The sequence below is a fragment of the Marinobacter sp. V34 genome, assembly GCF_055524115.1.
In genome coordinates this window covers 20,416-46,692 of sequence record NZ_JBUPZY010000007.1, presented here as the reverse complement: position 1 = coordinate 46,692, position 26,277 = coordinate 20,416, and the positions used below count along the sequence as shown (strand labels likewise).

Genomic DNA, 26,277 nt, shown 5'->3' with positions numbered 1-26,277 from the left:
TGCGAAAAGAAGGAGACGAGGTAATGGGTATTTCCAACCACGAACTTCATAACGAATTTCCCCAATTCGGCGAATTGATCGATGAACTGAAAAAGAACGACCCGACGTTCCAGCATCATTTCCGGCAGTACGCAGAGCTGGACCAGGAAATCGAAGGCCTGGAGCGCAGGGATGCCCCGATCGGAGATGACCAGCTACACCAGATGAAACAACACCGTCTGCAACTGAAGGATGACCTTTATAAAACACTCGTAAAGAGATCGAACGGCGCGACATAGGTACAAGTTGCTAGGCTCGCAGGACCCGAAAGGAGGCCTCGTAGTGGTTTCCAAGTATGGGGCCGGACAGGAATCATCCATAAAATAGGTAACTACTTAAAACCGGTTACGGTTTACCCCTTTGTTGTTATCGATAAATGGATGATTGAAATGAAAAGAGCCGCATCACTGTACAAAGGGTGGAGAATGAAGCGTAACTTCCTCCACCTGGTCCTGACCATGGAACCTCGCCTTCTGAAGGACGTTGGTTACCCACCTGAGCTTGTTGCACAGCGCCTTGACACGCCGTTCTGGAAGTTCTGATCTGTTATAAAACAGATGACTATAGAGACATCCTTAGAAACTGGATGAACTCCCTGGCACGCCTTGGCAGGTACCGCCGATCCGAATACATTGCGTAGATCGAGCGGGGTACCGGCTCCGCGCCAAGCTTTAAATGCTGAAGCGTGCCGGCTCCAAGCTCCGCGGCCACATAGTCGCGAGGCACCATTGCGATGCCCAACCCCTCTTTTACCGCCTCGATTAACATCATTGAGTTGTCCGCAACCAGCGGACCGGCGACGCTGACAGATTTTGTCTGGCCCGAACCAGTCGAGAGCAGGAACTCCCATCGTTTCGCATCTGAGCTCATGCTGTATACGAGGCATTGATGGGCTGGCAGATCATCGAGCGTGGCAGGCACACCTGCCTCGGCCAGATAACTTGGTGACGCCACCAGAATACGATCGAGCGACCCCAACCGCATTGCGACAAGCGATGAGTCTTCCGGTGCCTCTATCCCCCGAATGGCAACATCCACGCCGCTTCCAACCAGATCGGTGAGTTGGTCGCTCATCTGTAGACGAAGGGACAACGACGGGTTTTCCTTCTTGAACTGGAGAATTAACGGGCTGAGCACTTTGATAGACAGAGAAACCGGGCTGGCAACAACCAGCTCGCCCGACAGGTCGCCAGTATCAGCAACGGAATCGAGCATTTCGCTGGTCTGCTCATTGATGGAAAGGCAATACGTGTAGAATCGCTCGCCTTCGTCCGTAAAGCTGATCATACGGGTATTACGGTTAATCAGTTTCGAGCCCGTCCAGGACTCGAGGAACCGGACGTACTTGGAAATAACCGCATTCGAGCACTGGAACTCGTCGGCTGCAGCCGTGAACGAGCCCAGTTCGTAGATTCGCTTGAAATACTCCACACCCTTGAGGCGGTCCATGCCGGCGCTCCACATCAGATCGTGATCGATGGGGGAATTATACAGACAAGCGCCGGGGTGTGGCTGAATTCTACCGTGTCGGCCGGTCAGACCGCTTGAATCAATTGAGACAGAGGCTTGCGTACCTTGGGCATGTTAGCCATCCGGTCCTCCGCGGTGTCCCGGTACCCCAATGCAGCAATAACCACACTGCTCAGGTTTTCCTCGTTCAAACCGAGGGTGTGATCAAGGGCGGCTGGGTTAAACCCTTCCATCGGTGATGCGTCGACACGCTCGATAGCAGCGGCTGCTAGGGTAAAACCCAGAGCAATGTATGCCTGTTTTGCAGCCCAGGCCTGTTTGTCGGCTGCCGTTTCCAAGCCATTGATGGTGCCCTTGATAGCCTCAGCGAAACCATTCAGATCCCCAACGGCAACGCCTCTCTCCGTTGCCGTCAGTTCCATGTAGCGATCAACCGTTGAGTCATCCAGATCCGTCTTGGTGGCAAACACCAGCAGGTGTGAGCATTCCCTGACCTGCGGTTGCTGTGCGGCGTCTGTGTGGATGCGTTCAAGCAGCGAACGGTCGCTGATGACCTTGATGGTGTAGGGCTGCAAACCATAGGAGGACGGCGCCAACCGCGTGGCTTCGAGAATCCGCTTCAGGGTGTCTTCCGGCAGAGATTTGCCATTCATGCGTTTCGTGGCGTAACGCCATTCCAGGGCTTCGAGAAAATCCATTACAGTCTTCCTTTGTCGGTTTGGGTGGTTGGTTGACTGTCGACACTAAACGATGAGTATCGGGGAATCGATGCGCAAATTGGTAAAGCAGTTTTCACGAAACGTGTGGTGATCCGCAGTCGCTGCGCCGGGATGATAGGATTCGAAACTGACGGAGGAATCACCATGAAACAACGTGCGGGTACCGCATCCTATCAGCCCGACCTAACATCCATTCTCCTGTTATTGGGCGTTGGCGTGCTGATTGCCCTGATGCTACCACTGTCCAGGGCTGCCATGGATATCGGCATGACACCGCTGGCATATGCGTTCTGGCAAGCCCTGGGTGGCGGCATCCTACTGGTTCTCTGTCGTGGCCGGGGTTCTCCGGTTCGATTTGATGGGGCGTTGCTGCGATATTTTTGCATTAGTGGACTGACCGCCATTGCGGTTCCCAATGCTCTGGCCTTTATCGTTGTCGCGAATATTGGGGCCGGCCTGACAGCGACTCTTTACGCATTGCCATCCCTTGCTACCTACGCGATTTCTGTCATTCTGGGCATGGAAGCACTGAGCAAGAAAAGGTCCGTTGGACTTAGTCTGGGCGTTGCCGGTTGTGTCTGGATCCTGTCGCCTAACCCGGCGCGCATAAACCCGGACTCATTGCCATGGCTCATGTTGGGTATGGTGGTTCCGCTATCCCTCGCTGTTGGCAATGTGTATCGCACATCTCATTGGCCGAAAGGGGCCACTCCACAGCAGTTGGCTCCCGGCATGCTCCTGGCGGGAGCCGTGCTGATTCTCCTGGTGGTTGCGGTATCAGGAAGAGCGCATTCACTGCTCTTTAGCGGGACGGATCTCTGGACTATCGTGATTGTCCAGTCCGTCCTGACCGCCATCAGCTATCGCGGATTCTTTCACTTACAGAAGCGGACATCGCCAACCTTCCTTAGCCAACTGGGGTTCGTGATTACGCCGGCCGGCTTGTTGTTCGGGATGGTGATTTTTGGCGAGTCCTATGGCTGGGCTGTCTGGGGTGGGGTGGTTTTGCTCTTGATAGGTGTTGTATTGGCAAACGGTACCACCCGTGAACGCGAAAACTGCAACGCCATTAGCGATCCTGGCTAAACGCAACGTTGTTGTCGATACCCTCGGCGGCGGATTGGTGACGCCAGGCCAACAGGAATATGACGAGGCCAGCGACGGCCGTTGTGGCACCGACATACCCCGTTGACTGCCATCCCAGGCCGGCACTGATCGCCATCCCGCCCAGCCATGGCCCGAGCGCATTGGCCACGTTGAAAGCCGCGTGGTGAGAGGCGGCGGCCAGTGTCTGGGCACCGTGTGCCACATCCATTAGGTGGGTTTGCAGCGCGGGCCCAAGGCCCACCATCAAGGCCACCAGGAAGCACATAACCAGCATGGTCCAGATGGTTCCCGTGGCGTAGGGATACAGCAGCAGCATGCCGATGCTCCACAACAACATCCAGCCGACGCTGCGGAACTGGAGACGGTCGAACAGCCATCCTCCCAGGATGTTGCCAACAAATCCGCCAAGCCCAAAGACGGCCAGTGAAATCGGAATCCAGAAGGGATCGACCCCGGTGACTTCCAGCAGTGTCGGAGCCATATAACTGAATACACAGAACATCCCGGCAAACCCGATAGAACCGATGGCCAACGGGTACCAGATCTCCGGGCGATTGAACGCGCGGATTTCCGAGAACGGGCTTTGCCGTTCCTCTTTCCTGTTGAGGGGTAGGAAAAGAACGATCATTAATGCGGTAAGGGCTGCAATCGCACCCACGAAACCGAATGCGTACCGCCAATCCAGGTGTTGGCCAAGAATCGTTGCCAGCGGGTTTCCGATCAACAATGCGAGGGTGAGCCCCATCATGACCAGGCTCACCACCTTGGCGCGTTTGTTCAAAGGTACGAGTGAGGCGGCGACCAGGGCAGCAACGCCGAAATAGGCACCATGGGGCAGGCCGGCGATAAACCGGAACACCAGAAGTGATCCATACCCCGGTGCCAGGGCACTGGCAATGTTTCCCAGCGCGTAGAATGACATCAACAAAATCAACAGGTGCCGGCGATAAAGCCTGGCCCCGCCAATCGCCAGGATCGGGGCACCCACCACGACGCCCAGTGCGTACACACTGATCAAGTGGCCAACCTGTGGTTCTGTAACGCCCAGGTCCAGGGCGACACCAGGCATAAGCCCCATGATGGCAAACTCTCCCGTGCCAATCCCAAATCCGCCCATGGCGAGTGAGAATATGATCAGTGTAATCCTGGTGGGAGAGTAGGGAGCTTCCTGCAATTGAGAGGGCATGGGGTGGTTGGCCTTGGCTACAAGTCAGTAAATTTCAAACAAGGCGGACCAGTGTGAGCTATTCCAAGGTAGCTCGGAATACGCGTATGTCCCAATTAATAAAAGGGATAGATCAGCTGGCGGATCAAATCAGCCAGCCGAAGAGGAAGTCGAATAACGAGGCGAAAAAACCGCCACTGCTTTTCGCGACTGTGGAGGCTTCAGAGATGCTATCTGAAGACGAGTTCGTGGGCTGCAATGACTTCGAAACTTCTGGGTTGTCAGGATTTGTCGGTTTCTCTGGCAATTGATAATCAACATCCGTTGATGTCTCTTCGGTCGCCTCGGAAGACACATTCAGTGCCACGGAAGGCTCTGCATCAATCGTGGAGAGTTCTTCGACAGTTGATGTCTCCTCAACAATTGAGGGCTCGTCAATGGTTTGGGGCTTTTCCGTGGCTGAAGGCTTTCCAATGGCTGAGGGCTCTTCAACAGCCGCAACAGCAACGGGTTCGCTTTCAGGTTCTTCGGCGATTTGAGGCTCAGGCTTTGAAGCTTCAGCTATTTCCGCTTCTTCTTCCAAGGTTGGTGCTTCTGTTAATACCGGCGATGGCTCCGGCTTAACCTCCGGTTCAGGCGCTGCTGCAATGGGTTGCTTTGCACTGGGTGACCCGAAACGCTGCTTGCTGATTCCTGCGTCAGCCATTGCACTCTCACGGCTTGGCGCGGTGTTGCCAGTAACGGCATTGCCATCTTTACCGGTGATTCCCAGGGCGGACAGCGTTTGTGGGTCCAGGTCTCCAGTGGCCGGCAACCCCTCCTGACCGGATTGATACTTCCGGATTGCTGAGCGCAGGGTGTCGTCCATCCACCCATCAGCTTTGCCAATATCATAGCCCGCACCATAGAGGGCATTTTCAGCAGCAAAGATGGTGTCGGCAGGATTAGCCTGAGCGACTGCACAAAAGGACACCGTCAACGAGGCAAGAAAGCCGGGCACCCTGGTAAAACGTGAATGGCTCATGGGTGAATCTCTCCCTGATACGCTGTATCGCTTTTGTTTGAGTATTGAAAGTATCAGTAATTGAACATGTCGCCCATGACGCAGTTAACACAAGCGGAAAAGGGTCCTAGTTTGACGTTTTAAAGCGTCGAACCAGGCCGTTTAGGTCTTCCGCCATGTCCGCCAGTGAATTGCTGGATTGGTTAACGTGGGCGATATCATCTGTGAGCTTGTCGATGGCACTACTACTGGCCTCCACGTTCTGAGTCATCTCAGCAGCGGTCGCCCGCTGTTGCTCGGTGGCGCTTGCAACCTGCGTCGTCATGTCCACAATCCGGTTCACGGCCGCCATGATTTCTGACAGGGCAGCGCCAGATTTGCCGGCTTCCTCACTGGCCTCAGAGGCCATCTGTTTTGCCTTGCTCATATCAACCACTGCGCCGGCGGCACCGCTTTGCAGGTTCGAGACGATCCGTTCGATATCGACCGTTGAATCCTGAACCCGCTTGGCGAGACCACGGACCTCGTCGGCCACCACCGAAAACCCGCGGCCTGCATCACCCGCTCGCGCGGCTTCTATGGCGGCATTGAGGGCGAGGAGGTTGGTTTGTTCTGCGATAGCCTGAATAACGTCGAGCACGTTACCGATCTCCCCGGACTCCTGTTCAAGTCGCTGGATGCGCTTTGAACCTGCCTCGACCTGTTCCGCAAGCCGGGTGACCGATTTAACCGCGGTCGACACTGTTTCCTGGCCTGTACCCGCCAGCTCGGCTGCCTGACGTGCGGACTCATCTGTGTCACTGGTGTTCGACGCGATTTCGTCGGAGGTGGAGACCATTTCCTGCATTGCCGCCGAAACTTGCGTCACCTGATCCCGTTGTTGCTCGGCATTGGCAGTGGTGCTGTTTGTAATACCAGACAACGACTCGGATTCTGTGCTGAGGCGCCTGGATGAAGCAACAATGCGGGAAATAATGTCTTCAAGGGTTTCCAGGAAGGAATTTACCGCTGAGATAAAGTCGCCGATTTCGTCCGGGCGACCCTTGGTCAGCCGGGTAGACACGTCGCCTTCGTTGTTTCCTATGTTTTCCAGGTAACCCAGAATTTCTGACCGGGCACGTTTGACACTGTTGCCCATCATACGGCTCATCAGCAGCGCAACTATCAGTCCCAGAACGACAGACGCTATAAAAGCGGCGAGAGTCAGGTTGAGTGCGGCCTCGGTCTCTGCTTCCGCATCGTCAGCCACCGTTTCGAGGGCGGCGAAAACCTTTTTCTCAAGATCCCGTGCCAAGGTAGTGATTTCTGGCCCCATGACGTCAAGCTTGTCTTCTTTTGTCCGGATCATCGCCTTTTGCTGAACCAGCAGTTCGTTGACCGAAGCCTGATATTTCCCAAGAGCCTCTATGGCCGTATCAAAATACTGCCTGACGTAATCGGGGACGGAGTCCATATCCAGGAACTCGAGTGCATCGGCAATATCTTCCATGGCATAACCCAGAGCAGTTTCCGAGGACTCGCTACCATCGGCAAAGAAGCGCTGGGAGGCCATTCGCATCATGAGCGTATCGTGGATCAACTGTTCCAGAACGACTCGCAACCGGCTGTCAGGCTCTCTATTGGTGACGCCATCAATAGCCCTGCGCAGAGCTTCTGAAGCAGTGGGGCCGTATTGGTCCAGTTCATTGGCGATGATATTTTTTACGCGCTGTTTGGCGGGAACCAGTTCGTTGTTGAAGGCGTTTGCGAACTGCAACGTTGCCTCTTCGATCTCAGCAACCAATTGCGCGCGGTCTGAACTTTTAATCGTCTGCTGCGCAGCCGACAGCTCCGCGGAAAAATCCGTTTCGAGTTGCTCAAAGCGAGCCAGAATGTCTTCGTTTCCAGTGGCGTAGTAGTCAAAGACTCTCAATCTCATGTTGTAAAGATTGATAAGCACGCTGGTCGCAACGGCGGTTTCCGGCGCCAGATCCCTTGCCACCGTGTCCATTCGCGCATCAAGGTTCTGAAATTCCCGGATGCTGTAAAAGGTTACGAGGGCAAATAAAAGCAGAATGAAAACAGGTGCGATCAGAAGTTTTCCGCTAACACCTAGTCGACGCTCAATAAACTCCAATTTTTCTACAGCCACTGGTCTTCCCCTATAAGCATGCGCGATCTTTCGGTTATCGGCTGGTCCGGGATAATCTGGAGCCAAATAACCAGTCTATTCAACGAAATTTGCTTGAGTCGCAATCATGGGGGAAAGCTTCAGGTTCCAGTGAGCCATGCCGCTTTGGCTATAGATGTAGTGCCCGCTCAGGGAATTCATTTTCGGGATGCGGTCGGGCTTGACGCCATTCAGGATGAGGGACGCCAAGCGGGCAGCTGTAATGCCTTCCTGGTGAGCCGAAATGGTGAAGCCGCCAATCGCTTGCTGCTTGCCGATGTTAATATCCCAGAAGGAAAAGATGGGAACCCGGCTTTGATTAAATGCCGTGGTAATGAGTTCGTCCGGTGCTATGTAGGTACCCTCTGCGTCCCGGATGGTGTGGTGGGTGCCAACGATGATTGCATCGTATAGTTCATGGGCCTGAACAACTGACTTCAACCAGGTATCTTTGTCGTTGGTAAGGATGATGTCCAGTTTGGAGCCATATATTTCGGCACTTCTCTTGTCGCCGAAGTATTCGTTGACTGCGTTCTGCATCGTGGGCGAGTCGTCCATTAGTACCAGAAAGTGTTTATCCACTTTCAATACCTTCTGAAGATGACGGATGCTCTTCTCAAAAAATGGCCGTTCCAGTAAGCCGGCGACCAGCTCGTGTTCCAGGGTAGGGTGCTGTATTGGACCGCCATTGACGCCCAGGAATACAACCGGAATCTTCCGCTCAACCAAATGGTCGGCCATCAGAGAGAATGCGTTGTCATCTCCCAGAATGGCAATGTCAGGCTGAATTTCAGCAATGGATTGCTGGAGGCTGGCCACTTTTTGGGGCCATTCTGTTTTCGGTAATCGTTTGGTGTCGAGGGCAAGCACGCGAATATCGTGGTCATCGCCCAGCACTGACTGGACAGCGGCGATGTAATCGGCATCCCATTTGTAGCCTTGATGATAGCTTTCGATGATCACTACGGTTTTGCTGAAACAAAGAGGACTTACCAGCAGAAGAGCCAGGAGAAGCGTACGCATTGGGCGTTCCTTATTATTGTCCGAGTGAAGTCTGCATCCGCTCTTTCTTGTTGAAAACGCGTTATTTTTTTCGTTATACCACTGCACCAAACAGGAATCGTGCCAAATATTTAAATTATTGTTTTATATGGCTTATTTGTGATTCCAAGAGGCTTGCGTTGGACTCGTCGGCGCCGACTGTCTGGTTTTAGGGACACAATATCCAGGATGAGGGGTAGTAATGTCTTGTTATCCGGACAGGCGTGTCCTGATATCTGGACTTTGGCGGACTGGGTTGTGGCGATCTTCGGGTTTCAGGCGTCGGCTTCTGAGCTAGCGGCTCGCCGGGACGCCCAGACAAACCCCAGTAACCCGACGACAGGGCCCGGAACCAGCAGCCAGGCGGCGTCCAGACCGATATGATCGAACAGCGCAGTCGTCGCGGCAATCGATATTACGGAAATCGCAAAGCCAATGGAGTTCTGGATAGCCAGTGCGGCACCGACCACTTCCTTCGGGCAAGCCTGAGCGGCCAGGGCAGAAAACTGGGGAGAGTCCGCAATTACGGTGGCGCCCCAGGCAAGTAGAAGAATTCCTAACCACATGGCGGGTAAGTCACGCCAGAAAAGGGCAAACACCACGGCGCAAACGCAGGAGGATGCCAGCGCACCGAGCGCGACCTTTGCGCTTCCAATACGACGTGACAGAAATCCTCCTGCAAGACACCCCAAAGCTCCGATGCCAATAATACTGAACGCCATGCCCGATAATCCGATCGCCGAATACTCACTGATCAGCGCCGTATTGGCTACAAGCAGCGGCACCACCGTCCAGAAGGCGTAAAGCTCCCACATGTGCCCGAAATAACCCAGGGCTGCGGCACGAACTCGATTGACCTTGAAAGCGTCAAAGACCGTTGGCGGCCGCTCGGAGGGTGTGCGCGACGCATGCTTCGTCTGACCTGCACCGGGGAGATGAGGGCCGTCCCCAAGCAGATGGATAAGGAGAGCGCCAAGCAGCGCAAGCATCGATGACGCCAGGATAACGTACTGCCAGGGAAGGTCCGCACCGGCTTCTCGCAATGCATGGGGCAGTGCGGTGCCAAGTGTCAGCATTGCGACAAGCTGGGCGAGGGCCTGTCCTGTCCGCTCTGGAGCCCAACTGACAATCAGCTTCATGCCCACGGGGTAGATGCCCGCCAAACTCAGGCCGACCATGAAGCGGAACACAATGCCACTGGCCAGCCCCTCCGAAAACCAGGCGAAGCAGGCGTTAAACAACGCACCGCAGGCCGCACTGACCACGAAGATATGGCTCGCACGATACCGTTCTGCAAGGCCTCCCAAAGCCATGATCAGTGTGCCCAGGATAAAGCCGCCCTGAACTGCGTTGGTCAGCCAGCCGATATCAGCGGCACTGATCTGCCAACTGGTCATCAGGGTATCCGTGGCGCTGTTGGCGCTGAACCACAGCGATGTTCCGAACAGTTGAGCAAGGGCGATTGTCGCAACGGGGCCAAGCCAGCGCAAAAGTCGTGAAGGGATGGGAGTAACCCCCTCAAATTGTCCAGACGTCATACATTGGCTCCATATCCGTCGCGGCCGTCAGTGTAGACTGACTGTTTGGCACAGTATACTGATGCACCAGTCATCGTGTGGCGTAAAACTCTCGGCGTCAGATGAAGTAAAAACCGGATGAAGTACAAAGGAGTGTGGCAGGTTTTCAGTGTTCGCTGGAAGCGTGGTACCTTCGGGCAATATAACGTTATCTATGGATTTCAGAAAACTAAAGCGGGTGGATAGACTCTATGGACGTAATTATTATCGGCGCTGGGGTTATGGGAACCACGTTTGCCACGCTGGCAAAAGAGCTGGCTCCTGAGTTGAATATCACTATCCTGGAGCGTTTGGATAGCGCTGGGGCCGGTAATTCGTGGGTGTTCAACAACGCCGGCACGGGACACGAGGCGAACTGCGAGCTGAACTACACGCCGGTGGATGAGGAGGTTATCTCCGTCGAAAAAGCCTTGAAGATCCATGCCCAGTTCAATGTGGCCAAGCAATTTTGGGCTCACCTGGTCAAAAAAGGCGCTATTAAAGACCCCAAGACGTTCATCAACCAGACCAAGCACTGCACCATCGTGTCTGAATCCTCAATCGACGAATTGCGACTGCGATTCAAGGAAATGTCTGCTCATCATTTCTTTGAGAACATGCGTTTCTCAGAAGAATTCGACGAAATTAAGAACTGGATTCCTTATTTGATGGAGGAGCGCCCTCGCCATGAAAAAATGGCGGCGACCGTCATAGAAACAGGCACGGACGTAAACTTTGGTACTCTGACCCAACAAATGGCTGAATACGCTGCCCAAGACCTCGGTGTGAAGATTGAGTACGGCACCCATGTCAAACGCGTGCACAAGAGCCCCGCGGGCAGTTGGCTTATTGAAACCGAGCGTCACGGAGCCCACGCTCGTTATAAGGCTGATGCACTGTTTGTCGGTGCGGGTGGGGGAGCATTCCCGATCCTGAAGAAAAGCCATCTGCCATTTGCGAAACGGTTTACAGGCTTTCCAGTTGGCGGCCGTTTCCTGCAGGCCCCGATCAGCGCAGAGCAAGCCGATCGTTACCGGGCAAAAACCTATGGCAAAGCAAAAGTGGGCGCGCCTCCCATGTCGGTGCCGCATTTGGATTTGCGAGTGGCGGATGGCCAGCACTACCTGCTGTTCGGCCCTTTCGCTTCCTTTAAGCCCATTCTTGAAAAAGGCCGTGGGCTCTTTGACTACCTCCGGGCAATGCGCCTGCATGATATCCCTGGTTTGCTGAATGTCACCCTCGAGCACTTCCCGTTGGTTAAATATCTGGTTTCCGAAACCTTCAAGGGCGAGAAGAGCATGTTCGAGGAACTTGAGAGCTTTGCGCCCGGCCTGAGCAAAAAGTTTGATTGGAAACCGGTTCACGCTGGCCAGCGAGTTCAGATTATCAAGGACGGCGATCTTCAGATGGGTACGGAAATTCTCGTGTCCAAGGACAAAACGTACGGAACGTTACTGGGAGCATCGCCGGGGGCATCGGTTTCACCCGAGGTTATGTTGCGGTGCCTGGAACAACTTCTACCGGCTATTTTTACCAAAGAAGAAGCCAGAAAAGTGAAGAAGGAGATTTTTCCTGAGGATGATCTGAATACCCTGGCCACCAATCCTGAACGTTATCGGGAGATTCGTGATGCGGTTAATAGACAGTTGGGGATAGTTTGAAGAAAGGCGTTCCATGATTCCGGAATTACGGACCAGAATCATGGAACGTCAGATGAGTAGCCTCCGAATGGCGGCGGCTGCCCTAGACGTAGAAGTCCAAGTCCTCCTGAGCTTTCAACAGGTCCCGCATCTTGATGGGGTCATCGCCAAAGAAGAAGACCAGGCCCCAGTGAGTACCGAAAGCCGACCTGTCAGGAACGGTTTCTTCTGTCGGCGCGACGAGTTCATGTGACTCGAAATAAGGGTGGTCGACACACTCTGGAGGCATTTCCAGCTTGCTAACCACACGGCGTCGAGGATAAACCCCGAAGCAACCGGCATAGCCCTTGGCACCAACTACCTCGCGTGGGAAGAACGCTTCCACTTCCTCTTTCGTGCTTTTGGGATCGAACACCAGCATCGAGGCCTGGTAAGCATTGAATCCATACGCACGCTCGATGAGCTCAAAGGCCTTGAAACCCGGTGGGCGATAGGCGACCTCCCCAAAATACATCTCGCCATCTGCTGTGACAAAGTACTCGGGGTGAATCAAGCCAAACTGGATATCGAATGTTTTAATCAGCAACTCAATCTGCTTGGTGATCGCATTACGCCAGCTTTCGAGCTGCTCTGTCGCCGGAACGAAAACGGAATAGCCGAGCGTCACATATTCAGAGATATTCAGGAACTTGATTTTGCCATCGTGGATCCAGGCCTCAACGGCAAACTCCCAGCCGCTGAGGTGGCTTTCCATCAGCAACGGATATTCTTCCGCTGGAATGTTGTCAATTTCCTCAAGCGTGCGGATCATCCGGTGACCGAGACAGCCGGCCTTGTCGAATGCCTTGACGTGAATCGGGTCGTCCGGGTCACCATCGAGCTTCAGCAGCGTCTGGTTGACGCGTTTCATGAAGCGGACGATGTCTTCTTTCTCGTGTGCCTCTTCAAAGATCCCGACACGGATGCCGCCAAGCTGAGCGCGACGTTTCATCAGCGCCTTGTCGCGGAAAAGAATGGATTGCCCAAACATACGTGGGTTGTTCAGGAGCACAGAATTGATCGCGCCGGACCACTCGACAGTTTCTTCAAATAGCGGTATGGCAACATCAACACCTTCCGCTTTCAGTTTTTGCGCAATTTCAAGGGATCGATCGTTCAGGCGAATAAAATCCCATGGAATGTATGGAATCTTGTTTGCAGTACAGAAATCCGCGGCCCATTCCGGAGCCACAACAATGTAGCGGCGGTCGAATTTTTGCGCTGCTTTAATGGCATTGATGCTCCAGCCAAGCAGGGCGATATAGCCTTTGTTCGGATCCTTTGGGGTCTCCGTCCCTTTGACAGAGTCCATTTCTGGATCGAGCCAGGCGGCCACTTGATCTGCCAAGGGCGCTTCTTGTGTTGTCGACATGTGTCGTTCTCCTTGCAACTTGCCCGAGAACTTAATGTAAGTAGTTGAAATTATTGACAGGCAAGTGTCGTGAGTAAGTAAATCCTCCTTATCAACATAGTCGCTATCATCCGAAAATGAAAAGAACGCCCCGGAATATCCCGTTCTGACATACAAACGTTTAACCGACAAATAATATTGAATGACCGCTCAAGAATGCCTAAAGTGTAGGTATCAAACAAAGACCGCAGGAGGCCCATAATGATCAAATTCTATTTCCACCCCAGACCCAACCCGATAAAGGTGGCCCTTTATCTTGAAGAAACTGGCACACCTTATGAGTTAGTCCCTGTCGATACCCTCAAGGGCGAGCAGCACACGCCTGAATACCGCGCCATTAACCCGAACGGTAAAACCCCCGCGATCGAGGATGATGGTGTACGGGTATTCGACTCTAATGCGATTTTGCTTTATCTCTCGGAGAAGAGCGGGAAGTTGGGTGGAGCGCCTGAGAACCGGGCTGAACTGCTGTCCTGGATGCTGTTTGTTGCTTCCGGCCTGGGGCCGTATTCCGGTCAGTCAGTGCATTTCCGAAATGCAGCGCCGGAAAAGATTCCTTATGCCGCCAACCGCTATCAGCGTGAAGCGCAGCGTCACTATGAGGTTCTTGATACGCACCTGGCGGACCGCACGTATTTGGTGGGCGAAGAATTCAGTATTGCGGACATCGCTGCCTGGGGCTGGGTCGACAAAGCCGGGGTAGTACTCGGAGATGCTGAACTGGCCGGCTTCCCGAACCTTAAGCGCTGGTTTGACCGCATCAACGGTCGCCCGGCTGTCGAGCGTGCAAGAGCCGTCGGCAAGGACATTCCATTTCAAACCGAAATGGATGACGCGGCACGCCGAGCCCTTTTCCCGCAAAACTACCCCGAGCAGGCGTGACAATGATTGATCTTCACTACTGGCCAACCCCCAATGGCCACAAGATCACGATCTTTCTTGAAGAAGCGGGGCTTGAATATGATATCCACCCGGTGGATATCAGTGCTGGGGATCAATTCAAGCCTTCATTTCTGGCGATTTCACCCAATAACCGGATGCCGGCGATCGTTGATCACGCGCCGGCCACCGGCGAAGGGCCGTTTTCTGTTTTTGAGTCGGGAGCCATTCTGTTGTACCTGGCAGAAAAAACAGGCCGCTTTCTGCCCGCGGATCCTCAAGCCCGTATCAACGTCATACAGTGGCTGATGTGGCAGATGGGTGGGCTTGGCCCAATGGCGGGACAGAACCACCATTTCGTAAAGTACGCGCCGGAAAAAATTCCTTATGCTATTCAACGTTACGTGAATGAGACCAATCGGCTTTATGGCGTACTCGACAAACAGTTGGAAGGACGCGACTGGGTTGCAGGTGACTACTCCATTGCCGACATGGCGACCTATCCGTGGGTTGTGCCACATGAGACTCAGCAGCAGAACCTTGATGATTTCCCGAATCTGAAGCGATGGTTCAATGCCATGCAGGCGCGACCGGCGGTCATCAGAGCTTATGAAAAGGGAGCCCCGTGGTCCAGTCGGCCAGCCGTGACGGAGGAGGGTAAGAGTCTGCTGTTTGGTCAGACGGCCAATCGATAGAATCCAAGGGCGGCTGGTCTCCCCACCTACTGACTTATTGGTTACACTGGTTCTACGCATTGGGAGAAAGGCGAAGACAACGCAATGGGCGCTGAGAAGCAACGTATCCAACCAGAGTTCGAGTGGGTAGATCAGCGGGGTGACGAGTCGATCCGATATCTGGATCACGGTTACCCGAGCCCACTTGTGCGCTGGCACTATCATGAGGAGTATGAACTCCATCTGATTACCGAGACCTCAGGAAAGGTTTTCGTGGGTGACTATATTGGTAATTTTGCTCCCAACAGCCTAATTCTCGTAGGGCCCAATCTTCCTCACAACTGGATCAGCCAGCTAGAGAAGGGCGAGCGTGTTGCGCTTCGTGACCGTGTCATCAATTTTTCCCCTGATTTGATCACCGCTTCTGAATCGGTGTTTCCTGAAACGCGCGCCCTGGCTCCGTTCTGGCTGCGTGCTCAATACGGCATTGAGTTCCGGAATCGCGAGGGAATTGAAAAAGCGATAGGATTGTTTGAAGAAGTCGCCACTTCGAACGGCTTTCGACGCTTGACCCGCTTCTGGGCAATGGTTGAGATCCTGGCGGCGATGGATGACTATCGCGTGCTGTCGTCGTCGACTTACCTTCCGATTACCGATGAAAAGATCCTCAACCGACTGAATCAGGCGTTGAACCATATTTTCGAGCACTATCGGTCAAGTATTTCCCTGGGAGATGTTGCTGCGCATGTGAGCATGAGCCCAACCTATTTTTCCAAGTTCTTCAAGAAGGCCACCGGCCATCGATTCATTGAATTTGTTAATACCCTTCGGGTCAACAAAGCCTGCGAACGCCTGGCACATACTGATGATCCGATTACCGAGATCTGCTTTCAGGTTGGCTTCAACAACATCGCTAATTTCAATCGCCGGTTTTTCGATGTGAAGGGCATGACGCCGTCTGAATACCGCAGAACCTCCATGGACGCACTGTATCAACGGTAATCATTACATCATCTGTTTTATCCCTCTCTCTGCATATCCTCTTTTTCTCTCAAAGTGATACTTTCTGGTGACCTTTACGGGGTCCACTCAACCTGAGCTTACCGCCAATTGCCCACACAGCCTGCGTTCTTAGCCTCATTGAGCTAAATAGGCGGGGGAGGCTCTCCTAATGGTGACGACAAAAAAGTACAGAAAAGTGACAGGGTATGTATTTGTTCAGTTCTGACATAAAGCGTGTAATAGCACCATTGATTCGCTTTCCTGACGAGAGGTGATCCGTCAGATCAAGGTACCAGGAATGCTCCGGACAATCCGGACATTCCAAACGACCTACTCCAAAAACAAACAGAGGTTGGAACATGAACAACAAACGATATCTGTCCGCTGTTATGGCGGTTGGCATGACTGCTGTCGCATCCTCCGCAATGGCTGCCACCAAAGTAACCATTGGCACTGTGAACAATGGCGACATGGTTCGCATGCAGGGCCTTTCCGATGAATTCGAAAAGCTTCATCCAAACATCGATCTGAATTGGGTAGTGCTTGAAGAGAATGTCCTGCGCCAGCGTCTGACTACCGATATTGCGACGGACGGCGGTCAATTCGATGTGATGACGATTGGAATGTACGAGGCACCGATCTGGGGAGAGAAGGGGTGGCTGACCCCGATGGAGGATCTGCCTTCGGATTACGATCTGGCCGATATTTTTCCATCAGTTCTCGGCGGCCTATCCTCCGACGGCACCTTGTACGCATTGCCGTTCTACGCCGAAAGTTCGATGACCTTCTATCGCAAGGACCTTTTCGAAGCCAATGGGCTGAGCATGCCTGATCAACCTTCCTGGGACCAGATGAAGTCCTTTGCTGAGCAGCTCCATAAGCCGCAAGAAGAGCAGTACGGTATCTGCCTGCGCGGTAAGGCAGGGTGGGGTGAAAATATGGCGCTGGTTACCACCATGGCTAACGCCTTTGGCGCACGCTGGTTTGATGAAAACTGGAAGCCTGAATTCACTGGCGAAGAGTGGGGCAACGCCGTCAGTTTCTACGTCGACCTTCTCGGGAACTACGGACCTCCGGGCGCCTCATCCAATGGGTTTAACGAAAACCTGGCGCTGTTCAACAGTGGCAAATGTGCCATGTGGGTCGACGCGACTGTCGCCGGATCCTTTCTTACCGATGAGTCTCAAAGCAGGGTAGCGGAACACGTCGGCTTTGCCTTGGCGCCAGAACAGGTAACGTCAAAAGGTTCGGGATGGTTATGGTCCTGGGCCCTCGCCGTTCCGGTGAGCTCAGATGCCAAGGAAGCGGCCAAGACCTTTATCACCTGGGCAACCTCGCGGGCTTACAGCCAGTTGGTTGAGGAAACCTATGGTATTGCCAACGTGCCGCCCGGCACACGCACCTCCACCTACGACAACGCTGAATACCTGGAAGCTGCTCCGTTCGCGACCCGAACCCTGGAAGCAATCGGCAACGCCGACCCCAACGATTCCACGTTGAATCCTTCCCCCTATGTGGGCGTTCAGTTTGCGGCCATCCCTGAATTTCAGTCGATCGCAACCCAGGTCGGCAAGCTGATCTCGGGCGCCCTGGCAGGGTCGATGTCGGTTGATCATGCCCTGAAAGCGGCACAGTCGATCACCCTTCGTGAGATGACTCGCGCCCGCTATTACTCCAACTGAATACCCGGCCAAGACGAAACAACAATGACCTTATGCAGGGTCCGCTTCGGCGGAGCCTGCGTGGAGGTCACCGGAGAACCGATATGAAGACAACCACTCTGAATGCAGGTTCCGCGAGCTCCGCCGCGGAACCCAAACAGGACAGCCGCCAGGGAGGTAAAAGAAAGACATCCCGCATCAATCGTTTTATGGTGTCGCCGTCGGTGCTCCTCCTGGCACTGTGGATGGTGATCCCGCTGTCCATGACCATCTACTTTTCAGTGATTCGCTATAACCTGCTGTACCCAGGCGATAACGAATTTGTGGGGCTGGAAAACTTCCAGTTCTTTGTCACCGATTTCGGTTTTATGGCGGGAATGAGCAACACCCTGCTGCTGGTCGGTGCCGTGCTGTTAATTACAGTGGTTCTGGGTGTACTGATTTCGCTGCTTGTTAACCAGGCATTCTGGGGGCGGGGCATCGTCCGCATACTCCTGATATCGCCGTTCTTTATTATGCCGACCGTGAACGCGCTGATCTGGAAAAACCTGCTGCTGCATCCGGTATCCGGCGTATTTGCAGCGATCTGGAAGTTCTTCGGCGCCACGCCGATCGATTGGTTTTCTGAGTTTCCGTTGTTCTCGATCATCATGATCGTGTCATGGCAGTGGCTGCCGTTCGCCATCCTGATATTGATGACCGCATTGCAGTCGCTGGATCAGGAACAACAGGAAGCGGCACGCCTCGACGGCGCCGGTCCCTGGGCTCTGTTCTTCCATCTCACCCTGCCGCACCTTGCTCGTCCGATCGCGGTGGTGGTGATGATCGAAACCATCTTCCTGCTGTCGATCTTTGCGGAGATCTTCACGACCACGGGCGGTGGCCCGGGTTATGAGACCACCAACCTTGCGTACCTCATCTACAGCCAGGCGTTGCTGCAGTTCGATGTTGGACTGGCCTCAGCCGGTGGCCTGATTGCCGTCGTGCTGGCCAATATTGCCGCCTTCTTCCTGGTGCGGCTGATCGGCAAAAGCCTGACAGAAAAACAATGATTCCCGGAGGTTACAACATGCTTAGCCTGAAACAACGACGTAGCCTTAACACCCTGCTTATGGGGGTGTTGGCGTGGGGTGTGGCCCTGGCCATTTTCTTCCCGATTTTCTGGATGCTGCTGACCAGCTTCAAGACAGAAATTGATGCCTTTGCCACACCGCCACAATTGTTCTTCTCGCCGACCCTCGAGAATTACACGCTGGTTAACGAACGCAGTGACTATCTGCACTTTGCCTGGAATTCGGTGGTGGTGTCTTTCGGCTCCACGATCATCGGAATGATGCTCGCCGTACCCGCTGCCTATTCCATGGCCTTTTTCGAGACCAAGCGTACCAAAGGGACACTGCTGTGGATGCTATCCACCAAAATGCTGCCGCCGGTTGGCGTGCTGGTGCCGATTTACCTGATCTTCAAAGACACGGGTTTGCTCGATACCAAAACCGGACTGGTGATCATCTACACGCTGATCAATCTGCCGATCATGATCTGGATGGCCTACACCTACTTCAAAGAGATTCCCAAAGAGGTGCTTGAAGCAGCTCGTATGGACGGCTCCACGCTGTTCCAGGAGATCTGGCGGGTGCTGCTGCCCATGAGCAAGGGCGGTCTGGCGGCAACGGTGCTGCTGTCACTGATTCTGAGTTGGAACGAGGCGTTCTGGTCGCTCAACCTCACGGCGTCGGAAGCGGCCCCGTTGACGGCCCTGATCGCATCTTATTCAAGCCCTGAAGGCTTGTTCTGGGCCAAGTTGTCAGCCGTATCGACCCTGGCCTGTGCCCCCATTCTTATCTTTGGCTGGATCAGCCAGAAACAGCTGGTTCGCGGCTTGTCCTTTGGCGCCGTCAAATAACGGAGATCTCCCATGGCTAACTTAACAATAAAGAACCTCAAGAAATCCTTCGGGGACACAGAAATTCTCAAAGGCATCAATCTTGAGATTAAAGACAATGAATTTGTGGTGTTTGTCGGACCATCGGGTTGTGGCAAGTCGACCCTGTTGCGTTCCATCGCCGGCCTGGAAGATGTGACCGGCGGCCACATCCTGCTGGATACGAAAGAGATCACCGATCTGGCCCCGGCCAAACGGGATCTGGCAATGGTGTTCCAGAGCTACGCCCTGTATCCCCATATGTCGGTGCGCAAAAACATGTCGTTTGCGCTGGAACTCGCGAAAGAGAACAAAGAGGTTATCCGTAACAAGGTAGCCGAAGCGGCCCGAATTCTGGAGCTGGACCCGCTGCTGGAACGCAAACCCAAAGAGCTGTCCGGTGGCCAGCGCCAGCGGGTGGCCATTGGTCGTGCCATTGTGCGCCAGCCCAAAGTGTTCCTGTTCGATGAGCCGCTCTCGAACCTGGACGCTGCGCTGAGAGTACAGATGAGGTTGGAGCTGGCAAGACTTCACCATGACTTGAACGCGACCATGATCTACGTCACCCATGACCAGGTGGAGGCCATGACTCTGGCGGATAAGGTGGTCGTACTAAACAAGGGCCGGATTGAGCAGGTGGGCACCCCCCTGGACCTGTACCGTAATCCGGCTAACCGATTTGTCGCAGGTTTCCTCGGGATGCCCAAGATGAGCTTCCTGCCGGGCACCGTAACCGCGCTTGATCATTCAAGCGTTACGGTTGAACTGACCTCCGGTACTTCTGTGACATTGCCCGCAGCCAGCGAACAACTGCGTCAGGGCAGTGCTGTCACCGTTGGCGTTCGACCGGAAAACATTGATGTTGTTGAACCCAGTGAGAGTTCACTAACGGGCTACATGGATATCGCCGAAAGCCTGGGTAGCGATACCTATTGCTATGTAAAGGCAGATAGCCAGGAGACGTTGACTGTCCGCATGCCCGGCAACTTTGCCTGTAACTATGGTGATCGCATCGGTTTACGCCTGCATGTGGATGAGTGCCACTTGTTCGACGAGCAAGGCAATGCCGTTCAGAAACCCAGCCGATTGGCAGCGTGACATCTTATGAAACTGAATAACTCAACATTGGACCAACTGAGTCCAGAGGTGTCCGTGCCAGCTTATGAACGGAGTAACCTTAGACAAGGCATCGTTCATATTGGTGTTGGCGGATTCCACCGTGCCCATGAAGCGGTCTATACCCACCAACTGTTGCAGGCAGGTGGCAGCCCGGACTGGTCGATTTGTGGTGTTGGGCTGCGTGAAGGTGATCGGGCCATGCATCAGGTATTGTCTGCGCAGGACCACCTCTACACCTTGATCGAGCTCGGCGCCGACCGCACCAACACCCTCAGTGTGATTGGCTCCATAACGGATTTCTTGTTCGCGCCTGAGGAGCAGGATGCTGTCATCGAGAAAATGGCAGCTTCCGAAGTGAAGATCGTCTCACTGACGATTACCGAAGGCGGCTACAACGTAGATGACAACACCGGGAGGTTCAATGAAAACCATCCGGACGTTCTTCACGACCTGGAAAACCCTCAACAACCGCGCACGGTCTTTGGCTATCTGACCGAAGCCCTACGCCGCCGACGTGAACGCGACCTGCCGCCATTCACCGTCCTGTCATGTGACAACCTGCCGGACAACGGCCAGGTTGCCCGTGGCGCCTTGTTGGCCTTTGCTCGCCTGAGGGATGCAGAGCTTGCAGACTGGATCAGCATGAAGGTGAGCTTCCCTAGCAGCATGGTCGACCGCATCACACCGGGAACCAACGACAGACATCGCCAGTGGCTGAAAGAGAACTATGACCTGGAAGATGGCTGGCCGGTTATCTGTGAGCCTTTTTACCAGTGGGTATTGGAGGATGATTTCTGTAATGGTCGTCCGGAATGGGAAGCGGTGGGTGTTCAGTTCACGGACGATGTCGCCCCTTATGAGCGCATGAAAATCCGCCTGCTGAATGCCAGCCATTCAGCTATGGCCTACCTCGGGTATCTTTCCGGTTACCGATATACCCACGACGTCATGGCGGACGAGCGATTCAGCCGTTTTATTCGCAGTTTCATGGATGAAGACGTGACACCGATACTGGGTGAGATCTCCGGCATTGATGTGGCCGCCTACAAGAAGACCCTGATCGAACGCTTCTCCAATCCTCAAATGGGCGACGAGTTGGCCCGGCTGTGCATGGACGGCTCCAGCAAGATACCGAAGTTCTTGGTGCCGACGGTGCAAACGCTGGTAAACGAAGGACGACCTCTGTCTCGTGTTGCCATGATTATTGCCAGCTGGGCGCTCTACCTCCGTGGCAAAGATGAGCAGGGACAACCGCACGAGATCAATGATCCCATGGCCCCCCGGCTGCAGGCGGCCGTTGAAGACAGAGCCAACCTGACCCCGGAAGTTCTGGGGATGGCAGACCTTTTCGGGACCACGCTCGCCAGCTCCAGCGACTTTGAAGAGGCCTTTGATAGGGCACTCGACAAGCTGGAAACAAAGGGGGTTTTTGCTGCCCTCAGCGAGACCTGACCTGACGAACATTAGGGAGCACAGATATGAATGCACTGGGCAAATCCGAGTCCTGGAGCATGCTGGAACAACTTGCCAACGAGACTCGGAACGACCGGATCGCGGATTATTTCAAAGCGGATCCGGACCGTTTCGATAAGATGAGCCTCCGGTTAGGCGAGCTGTTTCTGGACTATTCCAAGAACAAGGTATCGCCGCAGGTGATGGATGCGCTGTTCGAGATGGCCAAACAGTCGCCGTTGGAGTCGCGCCGGGAACAGATGTTTTCCGGGGAAACCATTAACGTCACCGAACAGCGGCCGGTTCTGCATACCGCCTTGCGCAACCTGGGTGAGGCACCGATTGTCGTGAATGGCCAGGACGTCATGCCAGAGGTTCGGGCCAGCCTGGAAAAACTCAGGGCCTTCACCGAGCAGGTCAGGAATGGACAATGGCTGGGCTACACCGGCAAGCGCATTCACGATGTTGTAAATATCGGCATCGGGGGTTCCGACCTTGGGCCCAGCATGGTGTGTCGCGCTTTGCTTGATTACCAGCATCAGGAAATGAACGTCCACTTCATTTCTAACGTCGACGGCCGCCACCTCAAGAAGGTGCTGAAAGGCCTGGACCCGGAAACCACGTTGTTCGTTGTGTCGACCAAGACGTTCTCCACCCAGGAAACCCTGTTGAATGCGAACAGTGCCAAGCGATGGTTCCAGGCGCAGACGCAAAGCACCGCAGCCGACATGGGCCAGCATTTTGTTGCAGTGTCCACCAACATCAAAGCAGCAACGGGATTTGGCATCCGCGAGGACAGCATCTTCGAATTCTGGGATTGGGTGGGTGGTCGCTACTCGCTCTGGTCCAGCATTGGTTTGCCCATTGCCTTGAGTATCGGGTTCGATGCGTTTATCGAGCTGCTTGACGGCGCTTTCGCCATGGACCAGCACTTCCGGGAGGCCCCAATTGAGGCCAATATGCCGGTCGTACTGGCGCTTGTCGGCATCTGGAACATCAATTTCCTGAGTGCGGAAACCCAGGCGATTATTCCTTACGATCAGGCTCTGCACCAATTACCGGCATTTCTCCAGCAACTGGATATGGAAAGCAACGGTAAGTCAGTGGACATCGACGGCAACTCGGTCAGCCATGCCACCGGTCCCATTGTGTGGGGGCAAACCGGCTCCAACGGTCAGCATGCGTTCTTTCAGTTGCTGCATCAGGGAACACGCTTCGTGCCCATCGACTTTATCGCAACGCTGAAACCGGATGACGAGACAAAAGATCATCATTTCGCCTTGCTAACTAACATGCTGGCTCAGGCCAATGCCTTTATGAATGGCGACCGTCAGAACGACAAATACGCCAGTTGCCCCGGCAATCGCCCCAGCAACGTGCTGTTGCTGGACGAACTGAGCCCCAGAAACCTGGGCGCCTTGATTGCGCTCTACGAACACAAGGTTTTCGTGCAGGGTGCTATATGGAACATCAACTCCTTCGACCAGTGGGGCGTACAGCTGGGCAAGCGGCTGGCCAACGATATTAGCCGTGATATTGAACAGCAGAGCGACAGGTACGATCCATCTACCCAGGGGTTGATGGAGATCGTCAAACAGCACCTGCACACGGGTACAGCAAGTTTGGACCTAGCGGTGGAAGAGGGGAGCAGTCGATGATCAAGGTTATTTCGTTCGGTGAAGCCCTGGTGGACATGCTCTCAAGCAGGGTGGGTGAAGACCAGTCTGAAAACTCTGATTCGGTAAACGAACGCTTCACAAAGTTTCCGGGCGGAGCCCCCGCCAACGTAGCCGCTGCAATCGGTAAGCTCGGCGGAGACAGCTATTTCGCCGGCAAAGTCGGCGATGACATGTTTGGTGATTTTCTTGTTAAGTCTCTGGAAGACATGCACGTGCGAACAGACTACCTGCTGCAAACCAGTGAGGCGAAAACCGCCTTGGCCTTTGTGTCCCTCGATAAAACAGGTGAGCGAAGCTTTGAGTTCTACCGGGGACCATCGGCTGACTTGCTATTCACCCCAGATGAGTTCCAGCCGGAATGGTTCGACGACCGCGGCATATTCCATTTCTGCTCTAACACGCTGACTGAGGCAGGTATTCTGGAAACAACCCAGGCGGGATTGGAAAAGGCGAGGGCAGCCGGATGGCTGGTCAGCTTTGATATGAATCTCAGACATAATCTCTGGCCCAAGGGCGTAGATCCATTTGCTGCGGTATGGGCCTGTGTGGAGAAGGCGGATCTGGTAAAGCTATCCGCTGAAGAACTGGCGTTCCTGTGTCGACACCAGAACGAATCTGAGGTGTTACAGAAAATTTTGAACGCGGGCGCTTCTTTGGTGTTGGTTACGGATGGCGAAAAACCATTGCGTTACTTTACCCCATCCCATTACGGCTCGATCGAGCCACGAAACGTGCAGATGGTTGATAGCACAGCCGCCGGCGATGCGTTCGTTGGTGGGCTGCTCTATCGGCTGTCGGACCTGAATATAACGGCTGCCAGTCTTAAGGTGTTGGGCGAAGCCCCCGAGCAACTTGAAGACATACTGACCTTTGCCAGTGCCTGTGGTGCGCATGCGGTGACTCATGAAGGAGCCTTCACCTCTTTGCCAGGCCTGGAGGAAGTTTCGGCTTACCTACCCGGATAGGGGTATGCCCGACACAGCTCTCGGCAGTTCTATCCATCAGCGCGACCTGTTGTCCTGAATCCGAACCATTCCGAGAAATATTCATTACAGGACCTTTGACTAAAGGCACCAAAGCCGGGTCGGGGCCGGCTACGTTCGCCCCGAAAAAAACAAGATCAAACTCAAACCCAACAAAAACAAAGGTATATAACGAACATGAAAACAATCATCAAACTTCCTTTTCTCAACCGGAATCAACTTGCTGCCGCTATTGCGGGCACGATGATTTCAACCACCTCATTTGCAATTGATTTCCACGGTTACTTCCGTTCGGGTATTGGCGCCACAGTAGGTGGTGGTGACCAGGCATGCTTTTCCGCTCCAGGCGTATCCAAGTACCGGCTGGGCAACGAGTGCGAAACGTATGCGGAAATCCAGTTGGGCTCCGAAGTGTTCAAGGAGGGAGAGACAAGCTTTTATGTGGACTCGATGATCGCGTACATCACACCTCAGGAAAACGACTTCGAAACAGTGAACGACGAGGATGCAACGATTGCGGTGCGCCAATTCAACGTAAGAGGCACTAACGTCATCAAGTCACTCCCTGGGTCAACACTGTGGATCGGCAAGCGCTTTTACCAGCGACACGATGTTCACATCAACGATTTTTTCTATTGGGATGTATCCGGGCCCGGCGCAGGACTTGAGGACATCGATGTAGGGACCGGGCTTCTGCATGTCGCCTGGACCCGTTCCGCCAACGACGAAACCGGTAACGGTGCCGATTTACCGAATGAGGACCCGGTCACCAACGACATCGTTGATGTGCGTTGGACCGGCCTTCCGATCAACCCAGGCGGCACGCTGGAACTGGGCGTTGATTATGGTAGCGCAAACTTGAACGATGAGCAGGAGGACGCCGGCGTTGATGACCAGGACGGCTACATGCTTACCGCCGAACATCACCAGACCAACTTTCTTGGCGGTTACAACAAGCTGACCCTGCAATACGCCAAGGACTCTCTGGTTGCCAGCGGCGGCCGGAGCAACAGCAGCGCCGTAAATCAAGGCTCCATGGTTCGCGTCATTGACCACGGTTTGATCCCACTGGGTAGCGATATGGATCTGTTCTATGTGGGTATTTATGAGGACACCAGTCTGGATAATAACCAGGGTAGTAAATGGACGTCATTGGGGGTTCGTCCCACCTATTACTGGAGCCCGTTGATGAGTACGGCGGTGGAACTGGGTGTTGACCGGGTTTCCCCGGAACTTTCCGGAGCAGAGGACTCAGACCTGCAGAAAATAACCATTGCCCAACAATGGTCACCTGGCGACTCCTTCTTCGCACGACCACAGTTGCGACTATTCGCTACCTACGCAAACTGGAGCGACAATTACAACGCTGCCAGCGAGTCAATCGGACCGGATGACAGCAATGGGCTAACCTTTGGCGCCCAAGCGGAAGTCTGGTGGTAGGTACACACTAGCGCAACACCATCGTTGGCGAACGCGGGCCAGCTCCTGCTGGTCCGCATTATTTCCAGTAACCCACCTTGCGTTAAGATCCACTCACCCGCGACAGGATGAATACTTGCTGGGCCCTC

At 54.1% G+C, this 26,277-nt stretch carries 22 protein-coding genes; 14 read left to right on the top strand and 8 right to left on the bottom strand.

What is annotated here, in order from left to right; genetic code table 11:
- The first annotated feature begins 23 nt into the window (after window positions 1–23).
- On the top strand, window positions 24–278 hold the full coding sequence (locus AC0B60_RS12665) for a YdcH family protein (protein ID WP_465086183.1): 255 nt from the start codon (window positions 24–26) through the stop codon (window positions 276–278).
- 322 nt (window positions 279–600) lie between these two features.
- On the opposite strand, the gene AC0B60_RS12660 is transcribed toward AC0B60_RS12665, so the two are convergent.
- Together AC0B60_RS12660 and AC0B60_RS12655 are read right to left on the bottom strand one after the other, a co-directional pair.
- Window positions 601–1,488, bottom strand: coding sequence for a LysR family transcriptional regulator (locus AC0B60_RS12660; RefSeq protein ID WP_465086182.1), 888 nt, complete (start codon window positions 1,486–1,488; stop codon window positions 601–603).
- Window positions 1,489–1,574: 86 nt separating this feature from the next.
- Window positions 1,575–2,207, bottom strand: coding sequence for an NAD(P)H-dependent oxidoreductase (locus tag AC0B60_RS12655; protein WP_465086181.1), 633 nt, complete (start codon window positions 2,205–2,207; stop codon window positions 1,575–1,577).
- A 165-nt stretch (window positions 2,208–2,372) separates the two neighbouring features.
- Between AC0B60_RS12655 and AC0B60_RS12650 the strand changes: the two genes are divergently transcribed.
- A complete protein-coding gene (locus AC0B60_RS12650; RefSeq protein WP_465086180.1) occupies window positions 2,373–3,314 on the top strand; it encodes a DMT family transporter in 942 nt (313 codons plus the stop codon).
- Here AC0B60_RS12650 and AC0B60_RS12645 read toward each other — a convergent pair.
- The 5 genes from AC0B60_RS12645 to AC0B60_RS12625 form a co-directional block, all read right to left on the bottom strand.
- Window positions 3,298–4,521: an MFS transporter gene (locus AC0B60_RS12645; protein WP_465086179.1), complete on the bottom strand. Its 1,224-nt coding sequence runs from the start codon at window positions 4,519–4,521 to the stop codon at window positions 3,298–3,300. The genes AC0B60_RS12650 and AC0B60_RS12645 overlap by 17 nt on opposite strands.
- 124 nt (window positions 4,522–4,645) lie before the next feature.
- Window positions 4,646–5,524, bottom strand: coding sequence for a peptidoglycan-binding domain-containing protein (locus tag AC0B60_RS12640; RefSeq protein WP_465086178.1), 879 nt, complete (start codon window positions 5,522–5,524; stop codon window positions 4,646–4,648).
- Window positions 5,525–5,630: 106 nt separating this feature from the next.
- Window positions 5,631–7,634: a HAMP domain-containing methyl-accepting chemotaxis protein gene (locus AC0B60_RS12635; protein WP_465086177.1), complete on the bottom strand. Its 2,004-nt coding sequence runs from the start codon at window positions 7,632–7,634 to the stop codon at window positions 5,631–5,633.
- 75 nt (window positions 7,635–7,709) lie between these two features.
- A complete protein-coding gene (locus tag AC0B60_RS12630; protein ID WP_465086176.1) occupies window positions 7,710–8,675 on the bottom strand; it encodes an ABC transporter substrate-binding protein in 966 nt (321 codons plus the stop codon).
- A 293-nt stretch (window positions 8,676–8,968) separates the two neighbouring features.
- Entirely contained in the window at window positions 8,969–10,231 is a 1,263-nt protein-coding gene (locus tag AC0B60_RS12625; protein ID WP_465086175.1) for an MFS transporter, read from the bottom strand.
- 230 nt (window positions 10,232–10,461) lie between these two features.
- Here AC0B60_RS12625 and AC0B60_RS12620 point away from each other — a divergent pair, with 230 nt between their 5' ends.
- Window positions 10,462–11,910, top strand: a complete 1,449-nt coding sequence (locus AC0B60_RS12620) for a malate:quinone oxidoreductase (RefSeq protein WP_465086174.1) — start codon at window positions 10,462–10,464, stop codon at window positions 11,908–11,910.
- An 82-nt stretch (window positions 11,911–11,992) separates the two neighbouring features.
- Here the strand turns inward: AC0B60_RS12620 and AC0B60_RS12615 are convergent, their stop codons facing one another.
- Window positions 11,993–13,300, bottom strand: a complete 1,308-nt coding sequence (locus AC0B60_RS12615; protein ID WP_465086173.1) for an ATP-grasp domain-containing protein — start codon at window positions 13,298–13,300, stop codon at window positions 11,993–11,995.
- 240 nt (window positions 13,301–13,540) lie between these two features.
- Here AC0B60_RS12615 and AC0B60_RS12610 point away from each other — a divergent pair, with 240 nt between their 5' ends.
- The 11 genes from AC0B60_RS12610 to AC0B60_RS12560 all read left to right on the top strand — a co-directional run bounded on the left by AC0B60_RS12610 (window position 13,541) and on the right by AC0B60_RS12560 (window position 26,149).
- Window positions 13,541–14,221, top strand: coding sequence for a glutathione S-transferase family protein (locus tag AC0B60_RS12610; RefSeq protein WP_465086172.1), 681 nt, complete (start codon window positions 13,541–13,543; stop codon window positions 14,219–14,221).
- Window positions 14,222–14,223: 2 nt separating this feature from the next.
- Entirely contained in the window at window positions 14,224–14,913 is a 690-nt protein-coding gene (locus AC0B60_RS12605) for a glutathione binding-like protein (protein WP_465086171.1), read from the top strand.
- 84 nt (window positions 14,914–14,997) lie between these two features.
- The gene (locus AC0B60_RS12600; RefSeq protein WP_465086170.1) at window positions 14,998–15,894 is read left to right on the top strand and encodes an AraC family transcriptional regulator; all 897 of its coding nucleotides are present in this window, start codon (window positions 14,998–15,000) and stop codon (window positions 15,892–15,894) included.
- A gap of 389 nt (window positions 15,895–16,283) precedes the next feature.
- Window positions 16,284–17,576 (top strand): ABC transporter substrate-binding protein, encoded by a 1,293-nt coding sequence (locus tag AC0B60_RS12595; protein WP_465086366.1) that lies wholly within the window; start codon window positions 16,284–16,286, stop codon window positions 17,574–17,576.
- An 83-nt stretch (window positions 17,577–17,659) separates the two neighbouring features.
- Window positions 17,660–18,607: a carbohydrate ABC transporter permease gene (locus tag AC0B60_RS12590; protein WP_465086169.1), complete on the top strand. Its 948-nt coding sequence runs from the start codon at window positions 17,660–17,662 to the stop codon at window positions 18,605–18,607.
- Between the two features lie 17 nt (window positions 18,608–18,624).
- Window positions 18,625–19,458 (top strand): carbohydrate ABC transporter permease, encoded by an 834-nt coding sequence (locus AC0B60_RS12585; protein ID WP_007152224.1) that lies wholly within the window; start codon window positions 18,625–18,627, stop codon window positions 19,456–19,458.
- Between the two features lie 12 nt (window positions 19,459–19,470).
- Window positions 19,471–20,574: an ABC transporter ATP-binding protein gene (locus AC0B60_RS12580; RefSeq protein WP_465086168.1), complete on the top strand. Its 1,104-nt coding sequence runs from the start codon at window positions 19,471–19,473 to the stop codon at window positions 20,572–20,574.
- Window positions 20,575–20,580: 6 nt separating this feature from the next.
- Window positions 20,581–22,047, top strand: a complete 1,467-nt coding sequence (locus AC0B60_RS12575) for a mannitol dehydrogenase family protein (RefSeq protein ID WP_465086167.1) — start codon at window positions 20,581–20,583, stop codon at window positions 22,045–22,047.
- Between the two features lie 26 nt (window positions 22,048–22,073).
- Window positions 22,074–23,705, top strand: coding sequence for a glucose-6-phosphate isomerase (gene pgi, locus AC0B60_RS12570; protein WP_465086166.1), 1,632 nt, complete (start codon window positions 22,074–22,076; stop codon window positions 23,703–23,705).
- The gene (locus tag AC0B60_RS12565; protein ID WP_465086165.1) at window positions 23,702–24,691 is read left to right on the top strand and encodes a carbohydrate kinase family protein; all 990 of its coding nucleotides are present in this window, start codon (window positions 23,702–23,704) and stop codon (window positions 24,689–24,691) included. The genes pgi and AC0B60_RS12565 overlap by 4 nt, the downstream gene beginning before the upstream one ends.
- 195 nt (window positions 24,692–24,886) lie before the next feature.
- Window positions 24,887–26,149 carry a maltoporin gene (locus AC0B60_RS12560; RefSeq protein ID WP_465086164.1) on the top strand — a complete coding sequence of 421 codons (1,263 nt, stop codon included), beginning with the start codon at window positions 24,887–24,889 and terminating at the stop codon, window positions 26,147–26,149.
- The last annotated feature ends 128 nt before the right edge of the window (window positions 26,150–26,277 follow it).